The sequence below is a fragment of the Aliiruegeria sabulilitoris genome (genome assembly GCF_001558155.1).
Lineage (GTDB): Bacteria > Pseudomonadota > Alphaproteobacteria > Rhodobacterales > Rhodobacteraceae > Tropicimonas > Tropicimonas sabulilitoris.
Genome location: NZ_LOAS01000008.1, coordinates 1 through 14914 on the forward strand (window position 1 = coordinate 1; position 14914 = coordinate 14914).

General features: G+C 58.4%; 16 protein-coding genes and 1 pseudogene. All 17 read right to left on the reverse strand.

What is annotated here, in order from left to right:
- Window positions 1-622, reverse strand: a pseudogene (locus tag AX756_RS26335) (transposase family protein); the annotation flags it as partial.
- A 413-nt stretch (window positions 623-1035) separates the two neighbouring features.
- A complete protein-coding gene (gene cysE, locus AX756_RS07550; RefSeq protein ID WP_068309860.1) occupies window positions 1036-1842 on the reverse strand; it encodes a serine O-acetyltransferase in 807 nt (268 codons plus the stop codon).
- Window positions 1843-1935: 93 nt separating this feature from the next.
- On the reverse strand, window positions 1936-2643 hold the full coding sequence (locus AX756_RS07555) for a DUF2793 domain-containing protein (protein WP_068309861.1): 708 nt from the start codon (window positions 2641-2643) through the stop codon (window positions 1936-1938).
- On the reverse strand, window positions 2636-6556 hold the full coding sequence (locus AX756_RS07560; RefSeq protein ID WP_068309862.1) for a baseplate multidomain protein megatron: 3921 nt from the start codon (window positions 6554-6556) through the stop codon (window positions 2636-2638). The genes AX756_RS07555 and AX756_RS07560 overlap by 8 nt, the downstream gene beginning before the upstream one ends.
- A complete protein-coding gene (locus tag AX756_RS25045) occupies window positions 6556-6996 on the reverse strand; it encodes an NlpC/P60 family protein (protein ID WP_082738998.1) in 441 nt (146 codons plus the stop codon). The genes AX756_RS07560 and AX756_RS25045 overlap by 1 nt, the downstream gene beginning before the upstream one ends.
- A 17-nt stretch (window positions 6997-7013) precedes the next feature.
- Entirely contained in the window at window positions 7014-7925 is a 912-nt protein-coding gene (locus AX756_RS07565; protein WP_068309863.1) for a phage/gene transfer agent baseplate hub protein, read from the reverse strand.
- A complete protein-coding gene (locus AX756_RS07570; protein ID WP_068309864.1) occupies window positions 7925-8557 on the reverse strand; it encodes a DUF2460 domain-containing protein in 633 nt (210 codons plus the stop codon). Before AX756_RS07570 ends, AX756_RS07565 begins: the two co-directional genes overlap by 1 nt.
- A 17-nt stretch (window positions 8558-8574) precedes the next feature.
- The gene (locus AX756_RS07575) at window positions 8575-9240 is read right to left on the reverse strand and encodes an RcGTA-type gene transfer agent tail tape measure protein (protein ID WP_068309865.1); all 666 of its coding nucleotides are present in this window, start codon (window positions 9238-9240) and stop codon (window positions 8575-8577) included.
- Window positions 9230-9427 carry a phage tail assembly chaperone gene (locus AX756_RS07580; protein WP_068309866.1) on the reverse strand — a complete coding sequence of 66 codons (198 nt, stop codon included), beginning with the start codon at window positions 9425-9427 and terminating at the stop codon, window positions 9230-9232. Before AX756_RS07580 ends, AX756_RS07575 begins: the two co-directional genes overlap by 11 nt.
- Window positions 9428-9431: 4 nt before the next feature.
- Window positions 9432-9755, reverse strand: a complete 324-nt coding sequence (locus tag AX756_RS07585; protein ID WP_068309867.1) for a gene transfer agent family protein — start codon at window positions 9753-9755, stop codon at window positions 9432-9434.
- Window positions 9756-9758: 3 nt separating this feature from the next.
- Window positions 9759-10172 (reverse strand): phage major tail protein, TP901-1 family, encoded by a 414-nt coding sequence (locus tag AX756_RS07590; RefSeq protein WP_068309868.1) that lies wholly within the window; start codon window positions 10170-10172, stop codon window positions 9759-9761.
- A gap of 32 nt (window positions 10173-10204) precedes the next feature.
- A complete protein-coding gene (locus tag AX756_RS07595) occupies window positions 10205-10615 on the reverse strand; it encodes a DUF3168 domain-containing protein (protein ID WP_068309869.1) in 411 nt (136 codons plus the stop codon).
- The gene (locus AX756_RS07600; RefSeq protein WP_068309870.1) at window positions 10612-10959 is read right to left on the reverse strand and encodes a head-tail adaptor protein; all 348 of its coding nucleotides are present in this window, start codon (window positions 10957-10959) and stop codon (window positions 10612-10614) included. The genes AX756_RS07595 and AX756_RS07600 overlap by 4 nt, the downstream gene beginning before the upstream one ends.
- Complete coding sequence (locus AX756_RS07605) at window positions 10956-11555, reverse strand: head-tail connector protein (protein ID WP_068309871.1); 600 nt, start codon at window positions 11553-11555, stop codon at window positions 10956-10958. Before AX756_RS07605 ends, AX756_RS07600 begins: the two co-directional genes overlap by 4 nt.
- Window positions 11556-11718: 163 nt before the next feature.
- On the reverse strand, window positions 11719-12897 hold the full coding sequence (locus tag AX756_RS07610) for a phage major capsid protein (RefSeq protein WP_068310099.1): 1179 nt from the start codon (window positions 12895-12897) through the stop codon (window positions 11719-11721).
- 36 nt (window positions 12898-12933) lie between these two features.
- A complete protein-coding gene (locus AX756_RS07615; RefSeq protein ID WP_068309872.1) occupies window positions 12934-13497 on the reverse strand; it encodes an HK97 family phage prohead protease in 564 nt (187 codons plus the stop codon).
- A gap of 22 nt (window positions 13498-13519) precedes the next feature.
- Window positions 13520-14710 carry a phage portal protein gene (locus AX756_RS07620; protein ID WP_068310101.1) on the reverse strand — a complete coding sequence of 397 codons (1191 nt, stop codon included), beginning with the start codon at window positions 14708-14710 and terminating at the stop codon, window positions 13520-13522.
- Window positions 14711-14914 lie beyond the last annotated feature (204 nt).

Sequence of the window (14914 nt, forward strand, 5' to 3'; positions counted from 1 at the left end):
CCCTCCTGCCGCAGCAGGCCCTTCATCATCCGGCTGCCCGCGAAGGGAAACTCCATGTGCAATTCGTCGATCCGGCGCATCAGTCGCAGATCGTCCTCTCTGACCGGGCGGGGCTGATAATACAGGCTGCCCCGGCTGATCCCGAGGAGATCGGCCTTCCGCGTGAGGCTCAGCTTGTGGTCTCGATCCGGTTCGCCCGTTCTCTCGAACCGGTGGCGTTCACGGGCTCACTTCCTTGCGCTCGGCAACAGACCGGCCTTGGCGAGCGCTTTCATCGGGCTTACGCCGCGCCACTGGCGCGACGGTCCCTCTTCAATCTAAAAAATCGTTCTCCAAGGTGAGTTGACCGATCTTCGCGTGTAGGGAGGTGATGTCGATTTCCGGTTCCTTGCTCTTCGGCTTGTCCTCGAACACATCAGACACGCCATCGAGCAACTGGTCTTTCCACTGCTTGATCTAGTTCGGATGCAGGTCGAACTGGGTGGCCAGTTCGCTCGTTCTCGTGGAAATCCGTCCACTGGACGCCTTTCTGTTCCCTCAAACTCTTGTCGCCCTTCAGCGCCGCCAATGCGACCTTCGCCTTGAACGCGGCGCTGTGGTTTCTTCTCGGACGTCTTGCCATCTTTCGCTCCTTCTTCCCGGCATCGCTGCCGGATCGGGAGCAGAAAATCCATCTAACTCAACCGTTCAGATTTCCCGAGCCACCTCTACACTGGAATGGGTCGACTGTTTCAACAACCAGCGCCAGCTCGCCTCCAGCGAAAGCATCCCGCCCGACGAAGCGGAAGCCCGCTTCTATGTACGATCAGAGGAACTCGCTAAGATAGCGCGTGTCGAACAATCCCGCCTCCGGAAAACTCGGTGCGGGTCTCGTTGAACATTCCTAGTGGAGCGGCAACTTGTTACGACAAGCCCGATGAAAACTTCCTCGACTTCGTCGACATCACATTCAACAGTCTCACGTTCTACCTTTTTCAACACGAGCCTACCCCTCGGGGCAGGCCTCTTTCATCTCGAATGGTAGGTCCTTTGCCCTCAACGTTCTTCGAACATCTGATCCATCGAGACTGCTGGCTGCGAGCACCCCGCCTCGCCAACGATCCGCGCAGGAACGCCAGCCACAGTCACATGTGCCGGCACGTCTTCCAAAACCACCGATCCTGCGGCAATCCGGCTGCATTCTCCAACGGTGATATTGCCAAGAATCTTCGCGCCAGCGCCAATCAATACGCAATCCCCGATCTTGGGATGCCGATCTCCATCTTCCTTCCCGGTCCCGCCAAGGGTAACCGAGTGCAACATGGAGACATTGTCACCTACAACAGCTGTTTCACCGATCACGATGGAATGCGCGTGATCTATCATGATTCCACGCCCAATCCTGGCAGCCGGGTGGATATCTATGCCGAACTCTTCTGAGACCCGCATCTGCAGAAAATAGGCCATGTCGCGCCGTCCCTCCTTCCAGAGCCAGTGCCCCACTCTAAAGGCCTGCATTGCCTGGAAGCCCTTGAAGAACAGGATCGGCTGCAACAGTCTGTGGCATGCCGGATCGCGCTCCAAAGTCGCGACCAGATCAGCCCGCGCGGCCGCCCCCAAGCCTGGATCCGCCGAATACGCTTCATCTGCGATTTCCCGCAAGATTTGCTCGGACATTTCTCCGGAGGCGAGCTTGAGCGAAATTCGGTAAGATAGCGCACGCTCCAATGAACGGTGATGAAGCAAACTGGAATGCACAAGACCACCAAGCAACGGCTCGTCCGCAACAGCTTCGTTGGCTTCCTTTCGGATCCGGTTCCAGACCGGATCAACTGTCAAAAATTGATCGCGCGGCTCAAGCATTGGTTCGTTTCCTGTTCCTGTGCTCGCTCCAACTTAGGACTCTCGATGGGAATCGAAAAGGCACAACTCCGTCAGACCTGTGAACCGTTCCACTCAAACCGGCAAGGAGACACGGTAAAAATGCGCCGCAAGCCGCAATTTTCCGCCGGAAAAACTGCCATCTACTGGTGAAATTCGGACTGACTTTCTGGCATAGACGGCTGTCGGTTGTGAAAGGATCCCAGTGCAGTAGGACGCTTGCTGCACGCCCACACCACTTCCAAAAGTGATAGAACCATCTTCAAGGTCAAGCGACCAACTGCTCATTGTCCCCGTAACTTCCTCTACAACACGTGCGGAGCAAGCGAACACAACAGCGTTTGCCGGAATCTCTAGCCCGACAGTTTGAGCATCTCCGGCAACGATGTCATATTCGTTCTCGCCAATCATGAAATGCGAGGCAGCTCCACTCTGCGCTCCGGCGAGCATTCCCAGAATCCACTGTCCATCGATATATGTTGCTCTCTGGAACTCGTCGGCAATCCAGGCATTCCAACCCTCACGCGGCGTCACGAAGACCCAACCGCCATTGCTGGCAATCGCAATCATCCCGTCCGCTCCGTTCCAGTTCCCCCCTGCGCCCGCAGGAATCGAATAGCAGTCGCCGTCGTCGAATCCCGACGGTGGATTGGCAAGACTTCGAGATTTGAGCGCAATTTGTGCAAGTGCGTCCAGCTTCACCAGAGCTTCATTGACAGTCACATGCTTTTGCGCCTGACTTGGCATGATAAACGGCAGGGACAAGTTTGTTGTTTCACTCATGGATTTCAATCCTTTGGAACGGCCCGACGCCATAGCGTTCGGACATTTGAGCCACTTGAACTGCGGCAATCTCGTAGACCGCGTCGGTTGCTTTCATTTCGGCCGAATAGGACCAATTGGGTTGGTTTGTCTCCGCCTCACGAATGACGGTCCCATCTCCCTCAAGAACTTGAACGAGATATCGTTCGTTTTCTTCTCCCAGCGGGATTTCAAGCCCCTCCCAGCTATCTCCGTCGATTCGGCTCCTGCGAATCCAGCTGATCAGCTCGTTGCCCTCCGTATCCCGAGACGATTTCAGGTGAACCGGGAGATAAGGCCTCAGACCGACACCGGTGGCAGTATGAACAAAATGCTCGTAGGAGTTATCCGAATATCCTCGATCCGCAGGTCCGACACGGTAGTGTCGCTCCAACCCGCGCACGGACGAGGCAAGCTCAATCTGAGAAGGACCACCATCCAGCAATACAACGAGCGAACCTTCAGGCCATACAGACGGGATAATGGCATCGGTTCCGAGTTGTCCCCGTAGAAGCCCGCTCAGGACGTAGGTATCCAATGCAACGAGTTGAGCTTCTTCGAATTGTAGAATTTCCCAGTCACCGCTAGACGCATTCCCGATGGCTAGCGAGTTCGCCCCATTCAACAAGGCTGTTCGGGTTGCCGAAGACAAAACACCGTTAGGAACTCTTATCTGAAGTTGCGCACCCCGATCGAGAAGTCCGCAAGACGCGGCCAAAAGCGGTGTTTGTGTCAAGCCAAAGACTGACTGGTCCTGCACAACCTTGTTCAGGGAGTAACCGTCATCTTCTGAGGAAGTATAAACGGCCACTGACCCCGGCCACGGCTTTGCAGAAACGGCGACGTAGGGCGCAACCGGATCTTCGTCTCCCGTGATCAATGGCAGGTCGAGAAAACGTGAGAAGACGGGCATTGCTACCAGGGGTTTGGGAAGCGACACCACGTCTTCAATATCTTTTGGTGGGCGGAACAGGTCCGGTTCGACCCGCACCGCCTCGACCTTGCGCGCTTCTCCGATCTCCACCCTGTCGATCCGGAAATTTCCTCGGCATCCGCCATAGGTCAAATCGACGACATCCCCGACATGCACATTCGCGGCAGACGGCGGCAAGGTGAAACTCACGCTGTCCATGGCGATCCTGGCCTCCGCAAGCCATCTCTCGGCAATTCTCAGCCCCTCGGTGCTCGTCAAACACATTGCTAGATCAGAAGAGGAAGCCGTCGCATCCTCTTCTCCGGGGATGCTGGCCTCCGTTGTCCGGGTCTCGAAAGAACCGTCGGCCTGAACGTAGTTCACGCGGATCGTTCCAACCGCATCCGCCGAGGCTCCACGCTGAAGGCTAAGAACCGTTTCCTCACCTTTGACAAATGTGCCCTCATCGTAGGAAGCGTTCGCTATTCCGGTCCGTGTGTGGAACGATAGCCTTCCCTCCCTTTCGGCCGCATCAAAGGAGTGCGCGAGTGAAAGCGGCTGCAAAGCCGAACGGGCCCCAGACGTTTCATCAATCCCATAGCCCCGAACCAAACCGTACAACTCACTCACATCCACATCGGTGACACCCGCCTTGCTGCAAATGTCGCTGACGACTGCCGCTAGGGATTCCGAGCTCGCCCGACCATTCAACCAGTGGCCCAGCGAGTAGTTTTCGCCGTCGCTCCAGATGTCCGAACTGGCGGGAAAATACGGATATGGCCGAGCGTCCCAAGCCCATACATAGACATGCGACAGGTCGATCATCGCATTCCCATACACCGCAGAAGTTGGATTATTCGCCGGTTCACTCCAATACTGACAGGTCGCACGAATATACTGCATCTGGATCAAGTCGTCCCGCAGCCCGGAAGAGAACCATGGCACGCTCGACTCAGAGGATTTCGGATCGACGAATTTGTTCGGCTGGTTCGTGCCTTTGTCCACAGCAGCGCAGCCAATCTCGGTGAACCAGATCGGTTTGCTTTCCGGCAGCCAAGTCGTCGGAGCCGCCTGACGGACCCCCGCTATTCTGTCGTAGTGCTCCTGGCTCCACCAAGCCCGTATATCCTTGTAACGGAAGACCCAAGGCTCTCCGTGGGCACCATCTTCGATCGGCAAACGCTGCTGTGCATATCGTCCGGCCTCATCCGCATAGTACCATTCAAAGCCTTCTCCGCCTTCGATATTCGATTTCAGGTAGTCGAGATTGTAAATCGATCTCCAAGGGGCATCCGCATGATCATGGCTATCCCGCCAATCCGAAAGTGGCATGTAATTGTCGATGCCAACAAAGTCGATCTCATCGCTGGCCCATAATGGATCCAAGTGGAAAAGAACGTCGCCCGAGCCGTCTTGCGGGTGATATCCGAAATACTCGCTCCAATCTGCGGCATAACCAATCTTGGTGTCAGTTCCCAGAATCGCGCGCACATCCTGTGCGAGCTTGACCAGTTCCTCTACTGCCGGGAACGTATTCCCATCACTCCGGATCTGCGTTAGCCCGCGCATCTCGCTGCCTATGCAAAATGCATCCACGCCCCCAGCCATGGCGCATAGATGCGCATAATGCAGTATGAACCGGCGGAAAGACCACTCTTCAGGGCCCAGATATGTGATGGTGTCACCGGCGGACGTGAAATCGCTCGTTTGCGCCTGGCCAAAAAACGCTTCCACTTCGGTTCTGGCTGCTGTGCCTTTGTCACTACTGCCGTCGCGCCCCGGAGAAATCTCCGTGGTAATCCGCCCCCTCCAGGGAAGGGCCGGTTGGCTCGTGCTCTCAGACCAAGGGTCGGGCAAACCGTTTCCATCAAGCTGTTCCATGAGGATGAACGGATAGAAAACCACGGATTTTCCGTCCGCGCGCAACTTGTAAATCGCCTCAAGCACGGATGCATCGGCCGGGGTGCCCCCATAGACAGGACGGTCATCGATCCTCGCGACTTCTTTGGCATTCACGCGCGCCAATCCGCTGACACGCCAAGGTTGCTGATCACCGTCAAATTCTGTCTGCTCGACCTTTGGAGCAATCGAGCACTCACCGCAACGAAGGTCATTGCCGAACCAAGACACGACCAGTGAGACCGAACCGCAATGCGGAAGCTCGATTGCCAAATGATCCATCGAGGTGTCGAAATCGGTCTTGCCACTATTAGTGTTCTCGTTGGAAGATGCCGACCACCACATGTTGTCGGTGTAGTTCACCCTGTTCGTTGACAGCGAGTATTCGCCCGTTCCGGGGATGAGCGCTACGGCCCGAATGGTCTCTGCCAGGCTTTTTTCATTCGCCGGTACGCGCTCAGGATCAGCGCCACGGATAATCTCGAACGAGAATTGCGGAACACGATTGCCATAATCGCCAAGCTCGAGATCTTCGAAAACAACATAGGCCAACCCACGATAGGCCGGCGCATTTGCGGCACCTTCAATCGCCTCGATCTTCGGATCGGGCAATTGATCTTCCGAACCGGAGTAGACCCGCATAGTCACGTTTTCGCGCGAGATCTCCATACCATCTGCCCAGATCCGTTCCACGCCCCGGATCTGGCCCTCGCAAAGCGCGACGGCGATGGAAATGGAATAGCTGTAAGCCTTTGTTGTGGTGCCACCACCGCCCTTACCACCAACTTCTTCCTTCTTGACCTTTTCCTTGAACTTTGTGGACCAGATCACTTGTCCACCGGCTCGCACACGACCGTAATGCGCTCCAACAGCCGTACCCTCGCTCGCTCCGGTCAGTTGAAAGCGTTCAATCTTTCCGGTCTCAATGACCTGGCTTCCGCCGCCCAGAAGTGTCTGGTCGACGACCCGGCCCAATGTCGCGCCGATTGCCCGGCCGAGAACAGCGGTGGAAAGACCAAATGCCGTTCCCCCAAAAGCGCCGCCGATAGCTGCCCCGGCAGCCGAAAGGATAAGAGTGGCCATCAAGAAGATCCTTCCGGGAAGGCGAACCTTGCAACGACACGGTTGCGCAACGGTTCTGTTAGCGGGCTCTCAAGGACAGAATGCCCTTGGTAGGCGTGGATCAGACTGGGAGAACCACCGAGAAGCGAGTAGATTCCGAGATGTTTTGCAACAGAACCGTGTCGCATGCGAAACAACAAAACATCGCCTTGTTCAATTGTCTCTCGGGCTGCGCGTGGTTCCAGATGACGCGCGGCGGCTCGCCAAAGCCGCTCCTCACCGGATGGTTCCGACCAATCCGGAGAATAACTCGGTACGAGCTCCGGCTCCTGCCCGTAGAGCGTCCGCCAAACTCCCCGGATCAAGCCAAGACAATCTGACCCGGCGCCTCGAACCGACGCCTGATGCCGATATGGCGTGCCAATCCAGCTGCGGGCGATCTCGACCACGCGTTCCTGCATTCTCTACTCTCCTGAAATCAAGACACGATGGGCGCGTTGATGCTGCCGCCGTCGTAGTCATCGCCGCTGCGCGGATAGGACGTCAGCCAATCCTCGCCCGGTATGTGCGGACATCCACGAAAATTACGGAAGTTTCCAAACTTGTTCGCGCAGCTCGATGCGCTCTTGTCGCAACCTGCAATCAGCTGAACCCGATCACCCGGTTGGATTGTGCATCGAAGCCCCTGCCAAAGCGTGAGCTCTCGTTCGCCATTCGCAACGATGTCATTCTTGACCCAACCTTTCAGCTCGCCTCCTTCGCCATCGAGAACCGTCAGCAAGCCGCGTTCGAACCATCCATTCTCAAACAGCCCACCATCAGGAACCCGAAAAACGCGTGCATCCTCAACCTCCATGAGGGTGAACTCGGCGACAAATCCGTCTCCTGTCGTATCAAACCGACATTTGCTGTCGCCAAGCTTAGCAGAGCAGGCACCTTGAAATACCCGCCCCATTGGTTGGTTCAATTGTTCCGTTAAACCCCGCAATTCCGCTGTAAAGGAGCCGTCATTGCGAGATATTTCACCAATTGTTCCGCGAAAACTGACTGCCCGCTGATCGGTCGCTTCCCAATTGACGAGCCATAGAGTGACCGCCGCACCATCGAAACGCCCGGCTTCGATATCCAGTTCCGAAATTCCGGCGTCGCTAAGCGCTCCCACGGCTTCTGTGTTATTCACCGAAAGCCCTGTCGTGACTTCCAGCGCGCTCGCAGTAAACCCACTGCTCGCCCGGAACACTGTTCCATTAAAGGTCAGATCGTTATCGTGGTCCGTGAAACCCCGGCTCCAGCCATCCTTGCGGACCACTTTCCAACAGCGACACGACGTCGTCACACCTTCGGCCAGATGAGCGTAGAGAGCCTGTGATTGTCCACTTGCTACCGCCATCACGCACGAACCTCCACCACGGGAACGTCCGGCACTTCTCCAGCCTTGAAGCTGACAGCAGACACCCGGATATTGTCAGTGTCGAAACGAACCGGAACATCGAACTCAAACCCGGCGGTCACGATACTTCCGGCAACCGGAGCCGTCTGGAAATGGATCTCGCCCGTCGTTATATCGACATTCCAATCACTTCCTTCGACGAGGGAAACTCCGTTAACCCCAACCACAACGCTGCCGGAGACTGGTTTCACGACTGGACGAGAATAGGCTTCCCCTCCTGACTCATAAACCTTGAACAACTGGAACAACGTGGCGTCGCCATCTCCGAACCCTAGGTTCTGATCTTTGAAATCAACCGCCTGCGAAGGACGGCAGGATTTGAAATCGGACCAATCCTTCCAGCGAAATGCGTGGAGTTGACCACGGCGCGCCTCGAAGAAGGAAATCACTTCTTCCAGTTCATCGAGTGTTTGCACTCCCAGACCAGCATCATACCGCCTGCGCGAATGGGCCCAGGGCGTATTTCGCTCCTCAAATCCGTTGGCCAAGGTAACTATTTCCGTCCTTCTCTCCGGTCCACCAAACGATCCGAAACTGATCGCTGTTGGAAAACGAACCTCATGAAATCCCATGTCGGATGTCCTTTATTTCATCGATTGCGCTGACCACGACCCAGAACCCGGCCGATCTGCGCCGCCACCTGGCTCTGGCTCCGGCGGAAGCTGTCGACGTCCGGCGTGGAAATATTGACGACGACCGACTGGCCACCTCCCTGCCCGCCGCCGTCTGCCCGCACACCCAGACTTCCATCGGTGCCGCGTGCAAGCGGCATGATAGCCTCCGGCCCCGCTTCCCCCATCAGGCCAACACCACCACGCATCGGAAAATTGGTCGGAGTTGTGACGACTCCTCCCTTGGCAAAGGGCATCACCTTGCCTTGGGAAAAGCTCCCGCCATCGGCGAATGCCGCCGCGCCAACCCCGGCAATGCTGTTTGCCAGGATGCCACCGATCTGTTGTGTTACCGGCTGGATCGCAGCCGAGTAGGTCGCATTGATGATGGACTGCGCCACCATGTTCAGCGCGTCAGAGGCCTTCATTCCGTCAAAGACCAACCCATCAAAAGCGCGACGCAGGCCGTTGCTGATACCCGTCGACAGCTTTCCAACGCTACCGCCCGTTACTGTAAGTTCAGACTGCATGCTGCGAAGTTCGTTTCCGAAGTTCGCCATCACGACACTTGCATCCGCCAGACTGCCCTCCAGTGCGTCCAATTGCTCATCGAATTCCGTGTCACCTTCCATTTCAAAGGCCATGATCTGTTTTCCTATTCCTGTCAGGGAAGGCACGCGCCAATTCGTTCAGTCGCGCGCGTGAAAAAGCCGGGCGGCTGGCGTCGGCGCCAAGCTTCACCAGAAGTTCTACCGGGGTAAGTTTCCAAAACGCCTCTGGTGCAAGGCCGAGTTCGCGCAGGCCCAGCCGCATCAATCCGGCCCAATCCATCGGTTCAGATCCTGCTTTCCGGTTGCGAAAACGCCCGCGCCAACATCTGGGCAGCAGCTCGAGCTGCCTCTGCGGGACCGCCCGAAATCTCGACGGTACGGAGATCCTCAGCGTTTCCAGACCATCCGCCCCCGCGAAGTCCGGCAAGGACCAGCGCCAACACATCACGTGCTCGAAACTTGCCGCACTCGAAACGTTGAACGAGATCGACCAACGACCCCTCTTCCAGTCCGTCTTCCAGTTCCGCCAGGCTGCCCAGCGTCAATTTACAAACATGCGGCGCTCCATCTAGATGCACCACCACTTCACCGGCCCATGGATTTGTCATCGTTTACAGCGCCGTAAAAGCAATGGCGCCTGCTGAGGCCATACTGAGGTCGAAAGTGGCCTCTCCGTCATGGCTACCAGCATATTCGAGCGACGTGAGCTGGAAAGGGCCTTCGATCATGCCGAAATCGGGCACTACAACCTGGAAAGCAGGCGTTAGCCCATCAAAGAAAACTTGCCGCACACGTTCGTCCGTCGTCTCGTCCTTGAAGATGCCAGAGCCGCTCAAGGACGCACTGCGCACGCCAGCGCCACCAAGCAGCTCACGCCACCCGCCAGAGCTTTCCAAGGTCGTCACATCGATCGTTTCCGCATTGAAATTGACTCGCGTAGCTCGCAGCCCTGCGATGGTCTCGAAATCGCCGCTGCCGGACATGTCGAGTTTGATCAAAAGATCCTTGCCAGCCTGAGCACTCATGGCCGTTCTCCGTTCTGTTGAATTTGGGTGTATTAAGCGTCTTCGACCACAGCTTCGAAAAGCAGATCGATCCTCCGGCGAGCCGCATCACCGATGCGCCGGGCATTTGCCTTCACAAATTGCATCCGCACGACCCGACCGCGACTGAGCGACGGGTTCGCATTATGCAACGCATCTGAAACCGCTCCAGCAACGGTCTTGGCGGTCTGAAAGCCAGCGGTTTCGCAGACAACACTGACAGAAAAGCGATGCCTGGCCGCCGCGCCCAAGTTGTCGTTCCGAGCAACTACATCCTCAGGACCGAGGCTGATATAGACCGATGGTACTGTACCGGAAGGCGCAGCATCGAAAACATCGCTCCCGACCAGCGCGGACACCTCCGCATTGGCCAAAAGATGTTGATACACCGCTGTCTGAAGCGCAGCAGAAGCTCCGTAACTCATGCCGATGCCTCCTCTTCGCGCGCGTAACAGATGAGGTAGCGACCATCCGTTTCCGCATCGGCAACCGCCAGAATACGGAAGATCCGATCACCCTCGCGGAAGCGCTGATCAGAGCGGGGTCGCCGGCTGTCACCCGGCGGAGCCGCACGAACCGTGATGCGATATGGAACGTAAGACAGCGTCAGGTAGTCCGACGCCGTCTCCTTACCAGTACCTGCCTTGACCTCTGCCCACAGTGTTCCTAGCTCGATCCAACTTTCGTCATAGCCACCCGAGCCGTCCGGAACTCTTTCAAGCGTTTCAAGGGTCAACCGCCTGCTAAGATTGGGAAGACGGCCAGTCATCGGCTGCCTCCACCAACAATCCGGACATTGCGCCAACGATCTACCAGCGAGGAAACGCCATAAGGCATAACAGCACCGCCAACCCGCATTTCGTGACGGTATTCATAGTAATAGGCCGCCAGCAGCATGACTGCTTGCCCCAGATCTGCCGGAACATCAGACCAGTTCTCGCCGAAACCGGCGAGGAAGTTGATCCGGACAGACCCCTGCGGGGGAATCGTCGGCAGGCGTGCTCCGCGCGCCATCAGCACCGGCCGATGCGTGTCCTGCTGAAGCCGGTACTTGCTGGAATCGACGATCACTTCCCAGTCCAGGCAATCTATGATCCGAATTTCCTGGATTTCGCTCACCGGTGCCACTGGAAGCGTCTGTGCCCGCCCGTCTCTCCATGACATCAGGCTCCAACTGAAATCCCGTTCCAGCAGTACTTTCCCGGTCCAGGCCTCCACCGCAGCGATAGCAGCTCGCAGGAATGTTTCCAGCAAGCTGTCTTCGGCCCCCTCGTCGGCAAACCCAGTGCCCAGACGCAAGTGATCCCGAAAATCCGCAACCGGCAGTGCCTCACCAGGCGTTGTGGTCTGCTCGACTAGCATCATTCGACTCTCCGAATTGATTTGCCCCTCTACAGGTCGATTGACAGGCGCGCGCCCCGCATTGCTCGAACGGAGGGGGAGCAACTGGACAACACGGGCGAGAAATCTCGACGCACGCCTGCCGACCGGCCCGGAAGCATTCCGGACCGGTCATCTCGGGTCAGCCTTAGCTGGCCGAGAATTTGAGGACCTTGATTGCGGCAAAGTCACTGACATCGCCGCCGACCCGCTTGGTCGCATAGAAGAGAACATGCGGCTTGGCCGAGAACGGATCGCGCAGCACGCGCAGATCCGGGCGCTCGGCAATGGTGTAGCCGGCCGTGAAGTCGCCAAAGGCAATGGCGGCAGCATCGCTGGCAATGTCCGGCATGTCCTCGGCAACCACCACCGGATAGCCCAGAAGACGGGCGGGCTCACCGGCGGCAAGACCATCAGACCACAGGAAGCGACCGTCGCCATCCTTGAGCTTGCGAACACTGCCCGCGGTCTTGGAGTTCATCACGAAGGCCGCGCCAGCGCGATATTGAGCACCAAGCGCATAAACTAGGTCAATCAGGGCGTCAGCGGAACCGAATGCACCATCTGCGCCGGAAGCGACATAGCCAATCTCGCCCCAACTCCAGGTCGCGTCATCCGCAATGCTATGCGTCAGGAAGCCCGTCGGCTTGTCCACGCCATTGCCATTCACAAAGGCCGCGGCCTCAGCGCGAGCGAATTTCTTGGCAATCCGGTCGGCCAGCCAGCTGTCAATATCAAAAGCGCTGTCGTCGAGCAGACGCTGAGAGGCTTTCGGCATCGCGGAAAGCTCGTGCAGCGGGATGGAAATACGCTCGATCTGGGGTGTGTCGGTTTCGATGGAAGAATCTGATTCCGTTGCCCAGCCGGAGCCCATCTCGCCCTGGTCGATCAACACGTCAAAAGTCGTCGCCTCGACATTGACGACATTGGCGATCGAACGGATCGAGGCCGAGGAAGACAGCACGGTCGCGACCGTTGCCGAGGTCTCTGGATCGACAAGGTAGCCACCATCGGCGGCAACGGCCGTCGAGAGCGCCTTCCCCTCGAGTTCCAGCCCGCGCAGCGAGTCCTCGTCGCCCGAGCGCAGATAGGCTTCGAACGCCTTCTGGTGCGGCGCAGCGCCTTCCTCGGCGGCGGCGGTCGAGAGGGCGGGACGCCCGGCAAACATGGTTTTCCGATCCAGCATGGTCAGTCGCTCTTCCTGGTTGTGAAGCTTGGTTTTGATGTCGGCCTGAAAGTCCTTGAATTCACTCAAGAACCCCACCATGGCCGTCTTAACGTCGGGCATAGCTTGCCCGTCCCGAGCCTTTGTCTCGGTTTTGCTCATCAGCATGTCTCCTGATTTTGGCTTGGGGTCGGCGGCTCAACGCTCCGCCATCTCAAAGCGGGCCGCCTCCAGCGCCTCCGCCAATTCTTGCATCGGGTCCATCTGCTCCGGGGCATCGCCCTTGGAGCCGACCCGCGCCTCGGGAAGCATCGGGAAGGTCACCAACGACACCTCCCAGAGCTCCAGGTCGTGCAGCAGCCGCCGCCCTTGCATGTCCTTCTCTGCCCGCTTCGTGCGGTAGCCAATGGAGAGCCCGTCAATGGCACCTGCCTCAATCAGCGCGGCAGCCTCGCGGCCCTTTTCCACATCCGTCAGGATCCGGCCCTTGACCCAAAGCCCACGTTCATCCTCGCGAACCTCGTCCCAGACGCCAATCGGCTGTGCCGGGTCATGCTGCCAGAGCATCTTTACCCGCCGGTCCTTCTCCGCCAACGTCTTCAACGAGGCCTGATAGGCGCCCGGCTGTACCACGTCGCCACCCTGGTCCTTCAACCCGAAAAGCGAGGCATAGCCCTCGATCACCGCGCCGTCGGACACTGTCAGCGTGGCCTCCAACTGGCAAAACTTCCGCTCCAGCCCGGAGCCGTAGATATCTGTCATATGTTGATTTCCTCTCCGAAACTCAGCTTCCCTCCGCCAGCGGCGGCAACCCCAGCAGCGAGCGTTTCTCCGCATCTGTCAGGAAGCTCGCCGCCCCGATCCTTGCCCATTGCGCCTCGCGCTCCGCCGAAAGCGCCGAGATCCGGTCCAGATCCGGCACCAGCCGAACCGCCTGCCCCGAGAAGCGCGACAACCAGTCCGAAATCGACGCCGTAACCCGTTCGACCATCGGCAGCACCGCCAGACGATAGAACGCCCGGTTCGCCTCCTGGTAATTGGCGTAGGTCGCATCGCCCTGGATCCCGAGCAGCATCGGCGGAACGCCGAACGCCGTCGCGATCTCCCGCGCCGCATCCCGCTTGGTCTCCATGAATTCCATGTCCGAAGGCGAAAAGCCCATCTGTTTCCAATCGAGCCCGCCCTCCAGAAGCATCGGCCGGCCCGCATTGCGCGCACCCATGTGGTGCATCTCCATTTCGGAGAGCAGGCGGTCATATTGATCAGCCGAAAGCGTCCCCGGCCCGCCATCCGCGCCGCGATAGACGATCGCCCCCGAGGGTCGGGCGGCGTTATCGAGCAGCCCCTTGGCCCAGCCGGACGCGCTGTTATGCACGTCGATCGCAGCCGCGGCCGCCGAAATGGGTGACAGCCCGTAGTGGTCGTCCGTCGGATGGAAGCTCTTGATATGGCAGATCGGCGGCACCTCGACGCCCATGTCGAAGCGAACCTTCTTGCCGCCCACGACGTAGTCGTAAGCCACCGGCCAACCGTCTGTCCCAGGGACGATATTCATCCGGTCCGAGCGCAGCACGTGCAACTCGAACGGCAGGCCGCCGTCACCCACCGCCTCCAGGTACCCATTGCCCGACAGAAGCAGATGCCCGATCAGCGCCTCCAGCAGCTCGGCCCGCCCCTGTGCGCTATTGGGCCGGTTGATCAGCTCCAGCACCGGGTGCACATCATACCGCCGCTCCGCGTCCTGGCAGACCAGCGGGATCGCCGCCGCCGCCTCCGCGATCAGCTTCACGCAGCGAAAACCCACCGGGTTCGTCACGAATCCATTCTTCGTCAGCGACGCCACGTCCCGCGGAGACCAGACAACGCGCCCACCTCCCTGCCAGGCAATCACCGGCCCCGTGGCCGAGGCTTTCTGCTCGGTCGGTTCGCTCGGGCCGGCCTCCATGCCGGACCGTCGCAGGAAATCCAAAACCATGCGCTCTTGCTCCTTGTTCACAAGCGTTTCGTCTTTGACCCAAGATATCGAGCATCGCCTTTTGCGTTCGAGCCGAAGGCGAGAGGCAGTGAAGGGCGATCCAGGCAAAGGCGAAATGCGTTCGAGGGGCCGCCGCCCCGGCGTCACTCGCCCGGCCCCCTGCCAGACAGCAGGGGGCGGGCATGAGGAAGACGGGCGCGCCCT

What these genes read in the sequence shown, in the direction of transcription:
- cysE (WP_068309860.1), bottom strand. Translation starts at nt 1,842, where the DNA reads ATGCTTGAGCCGCGCGATCAATTTTTGACAGTTGATCCGGTCTGGAAC.
- AX756_RS07555 (WP_068309861.1), bottom strand. Translation starts at nt 2,643, where the DNA reads ATGAGTGAAACAACAAACTTGTCCCTGCCGTTTATCATGCCAAGTCAG.
- AX756_RS07560 (WP_068309862.1), bottom strand. Translation starts at nt 6,556, where the DNA reads ATGGCCACTCTTATCCTTTCGGCTGCCGGGGCAGCTATCGGCGGCGCT.
- AX756_RS25045 (WP_082738998.1), bottom strand. Translation starts at nt 6,996, where the DNA reads ATGCAGGAACGCGTGGTCGAGATCGCCCGCAGCTGGATTGGCACGCCA.
- AX756_RS07565 (WP_068309863.1), bottom strand. Translation starts at nt 7,925, where the DNA reads ATGGCGGTAGCAAGTGGACAATCACAGGCTCTCTACGCTCATCTGGCC.
- AX756_RS07570 (WP_068309864.1), bottom strand. Translation starts at nt 8,557, where the DNA reads ATGGGATTTCATGAGGTTCGTTTTCCAACAGCGATCAGTTTCGGATCG.
- AX756_RS07575 (WP_068309865.1), bottom strand. Translation starts at nt 9,240, where the DNA reads ATGGCCTTTGAAATGGAAGGTGACACGGAATTCGATGAGCAATTGGAC.
- AX756_RS07580 (WP_068309866.1), bottom strand. Translation starts at nt 9,427, where the DNA reads ATGGATTGGGCCGGATTGATGCGGCTGGGCCTGCGCGAACTCGGCCTT.
- AX756_RS07585 (WP_068309867.1), bottom strand. Translation starts at nt 9,755, where the DNA reads ATGACAAATCCATGGGCCGGTGAAGTGGTGGTGCATCTAGATGGAGCG.
- AX756_RS07590 (WP_068309868.1), bottom strand. Translation starts at nt 10,172, where the DNA reads ATGAGTGCTCAGGCTGGCAAGGATCTTTTGATCAAACTCGACATGTCC.
- AX756_RS07595 (WP_068309869.1), bottom strand. Translation starts at nt 10,615, where the DNA reads ATGAGTTACGGAGCTTCTGCTGCGCTTCAGACAGCGGTGTATCAACAT.
- AX756_RS07600 (WP_068309870.1), bottom strand. Translation starts at nt 10,959, where the DNA reads ATGACTGGCCGTCTTCCCAATCTTAGCAGGCGGTTGACCCTTGAAACG.
- AX756_RS07605 (WP_068309871.1), bottom strand. Translation starts at nt 11,555, where the DNA reads ATGATGCTAGTCGAGCAGACCACAACGCCTGGTGAGGCACTGCCGGTT.
- AX756_RS07610 (WP_068310099.1), bottom strand. Translation starts at nt 12,897, where the DNA reads ATGAGCAAAACCGAGACAAAGGCTCGGGACGGGCAAGCTATGCCCGAC.
- AX756_RS07615 (WP_068309872.1), bottom strand. Translation starts at nt 13,497, where the DNA reads ATGACAGATATCTACGGCTCCGGGCTGGAGCGGAAGTTTTGCCAGTTG.
- AX756_RS07620 (WP_068310101.1), bottom strand. Translation starts at nt 14,710, where the DNA reads ATGGTTTTGGATTTCCTGCGACGGTCCGGCATGGAGGCCGGCCCGAGC.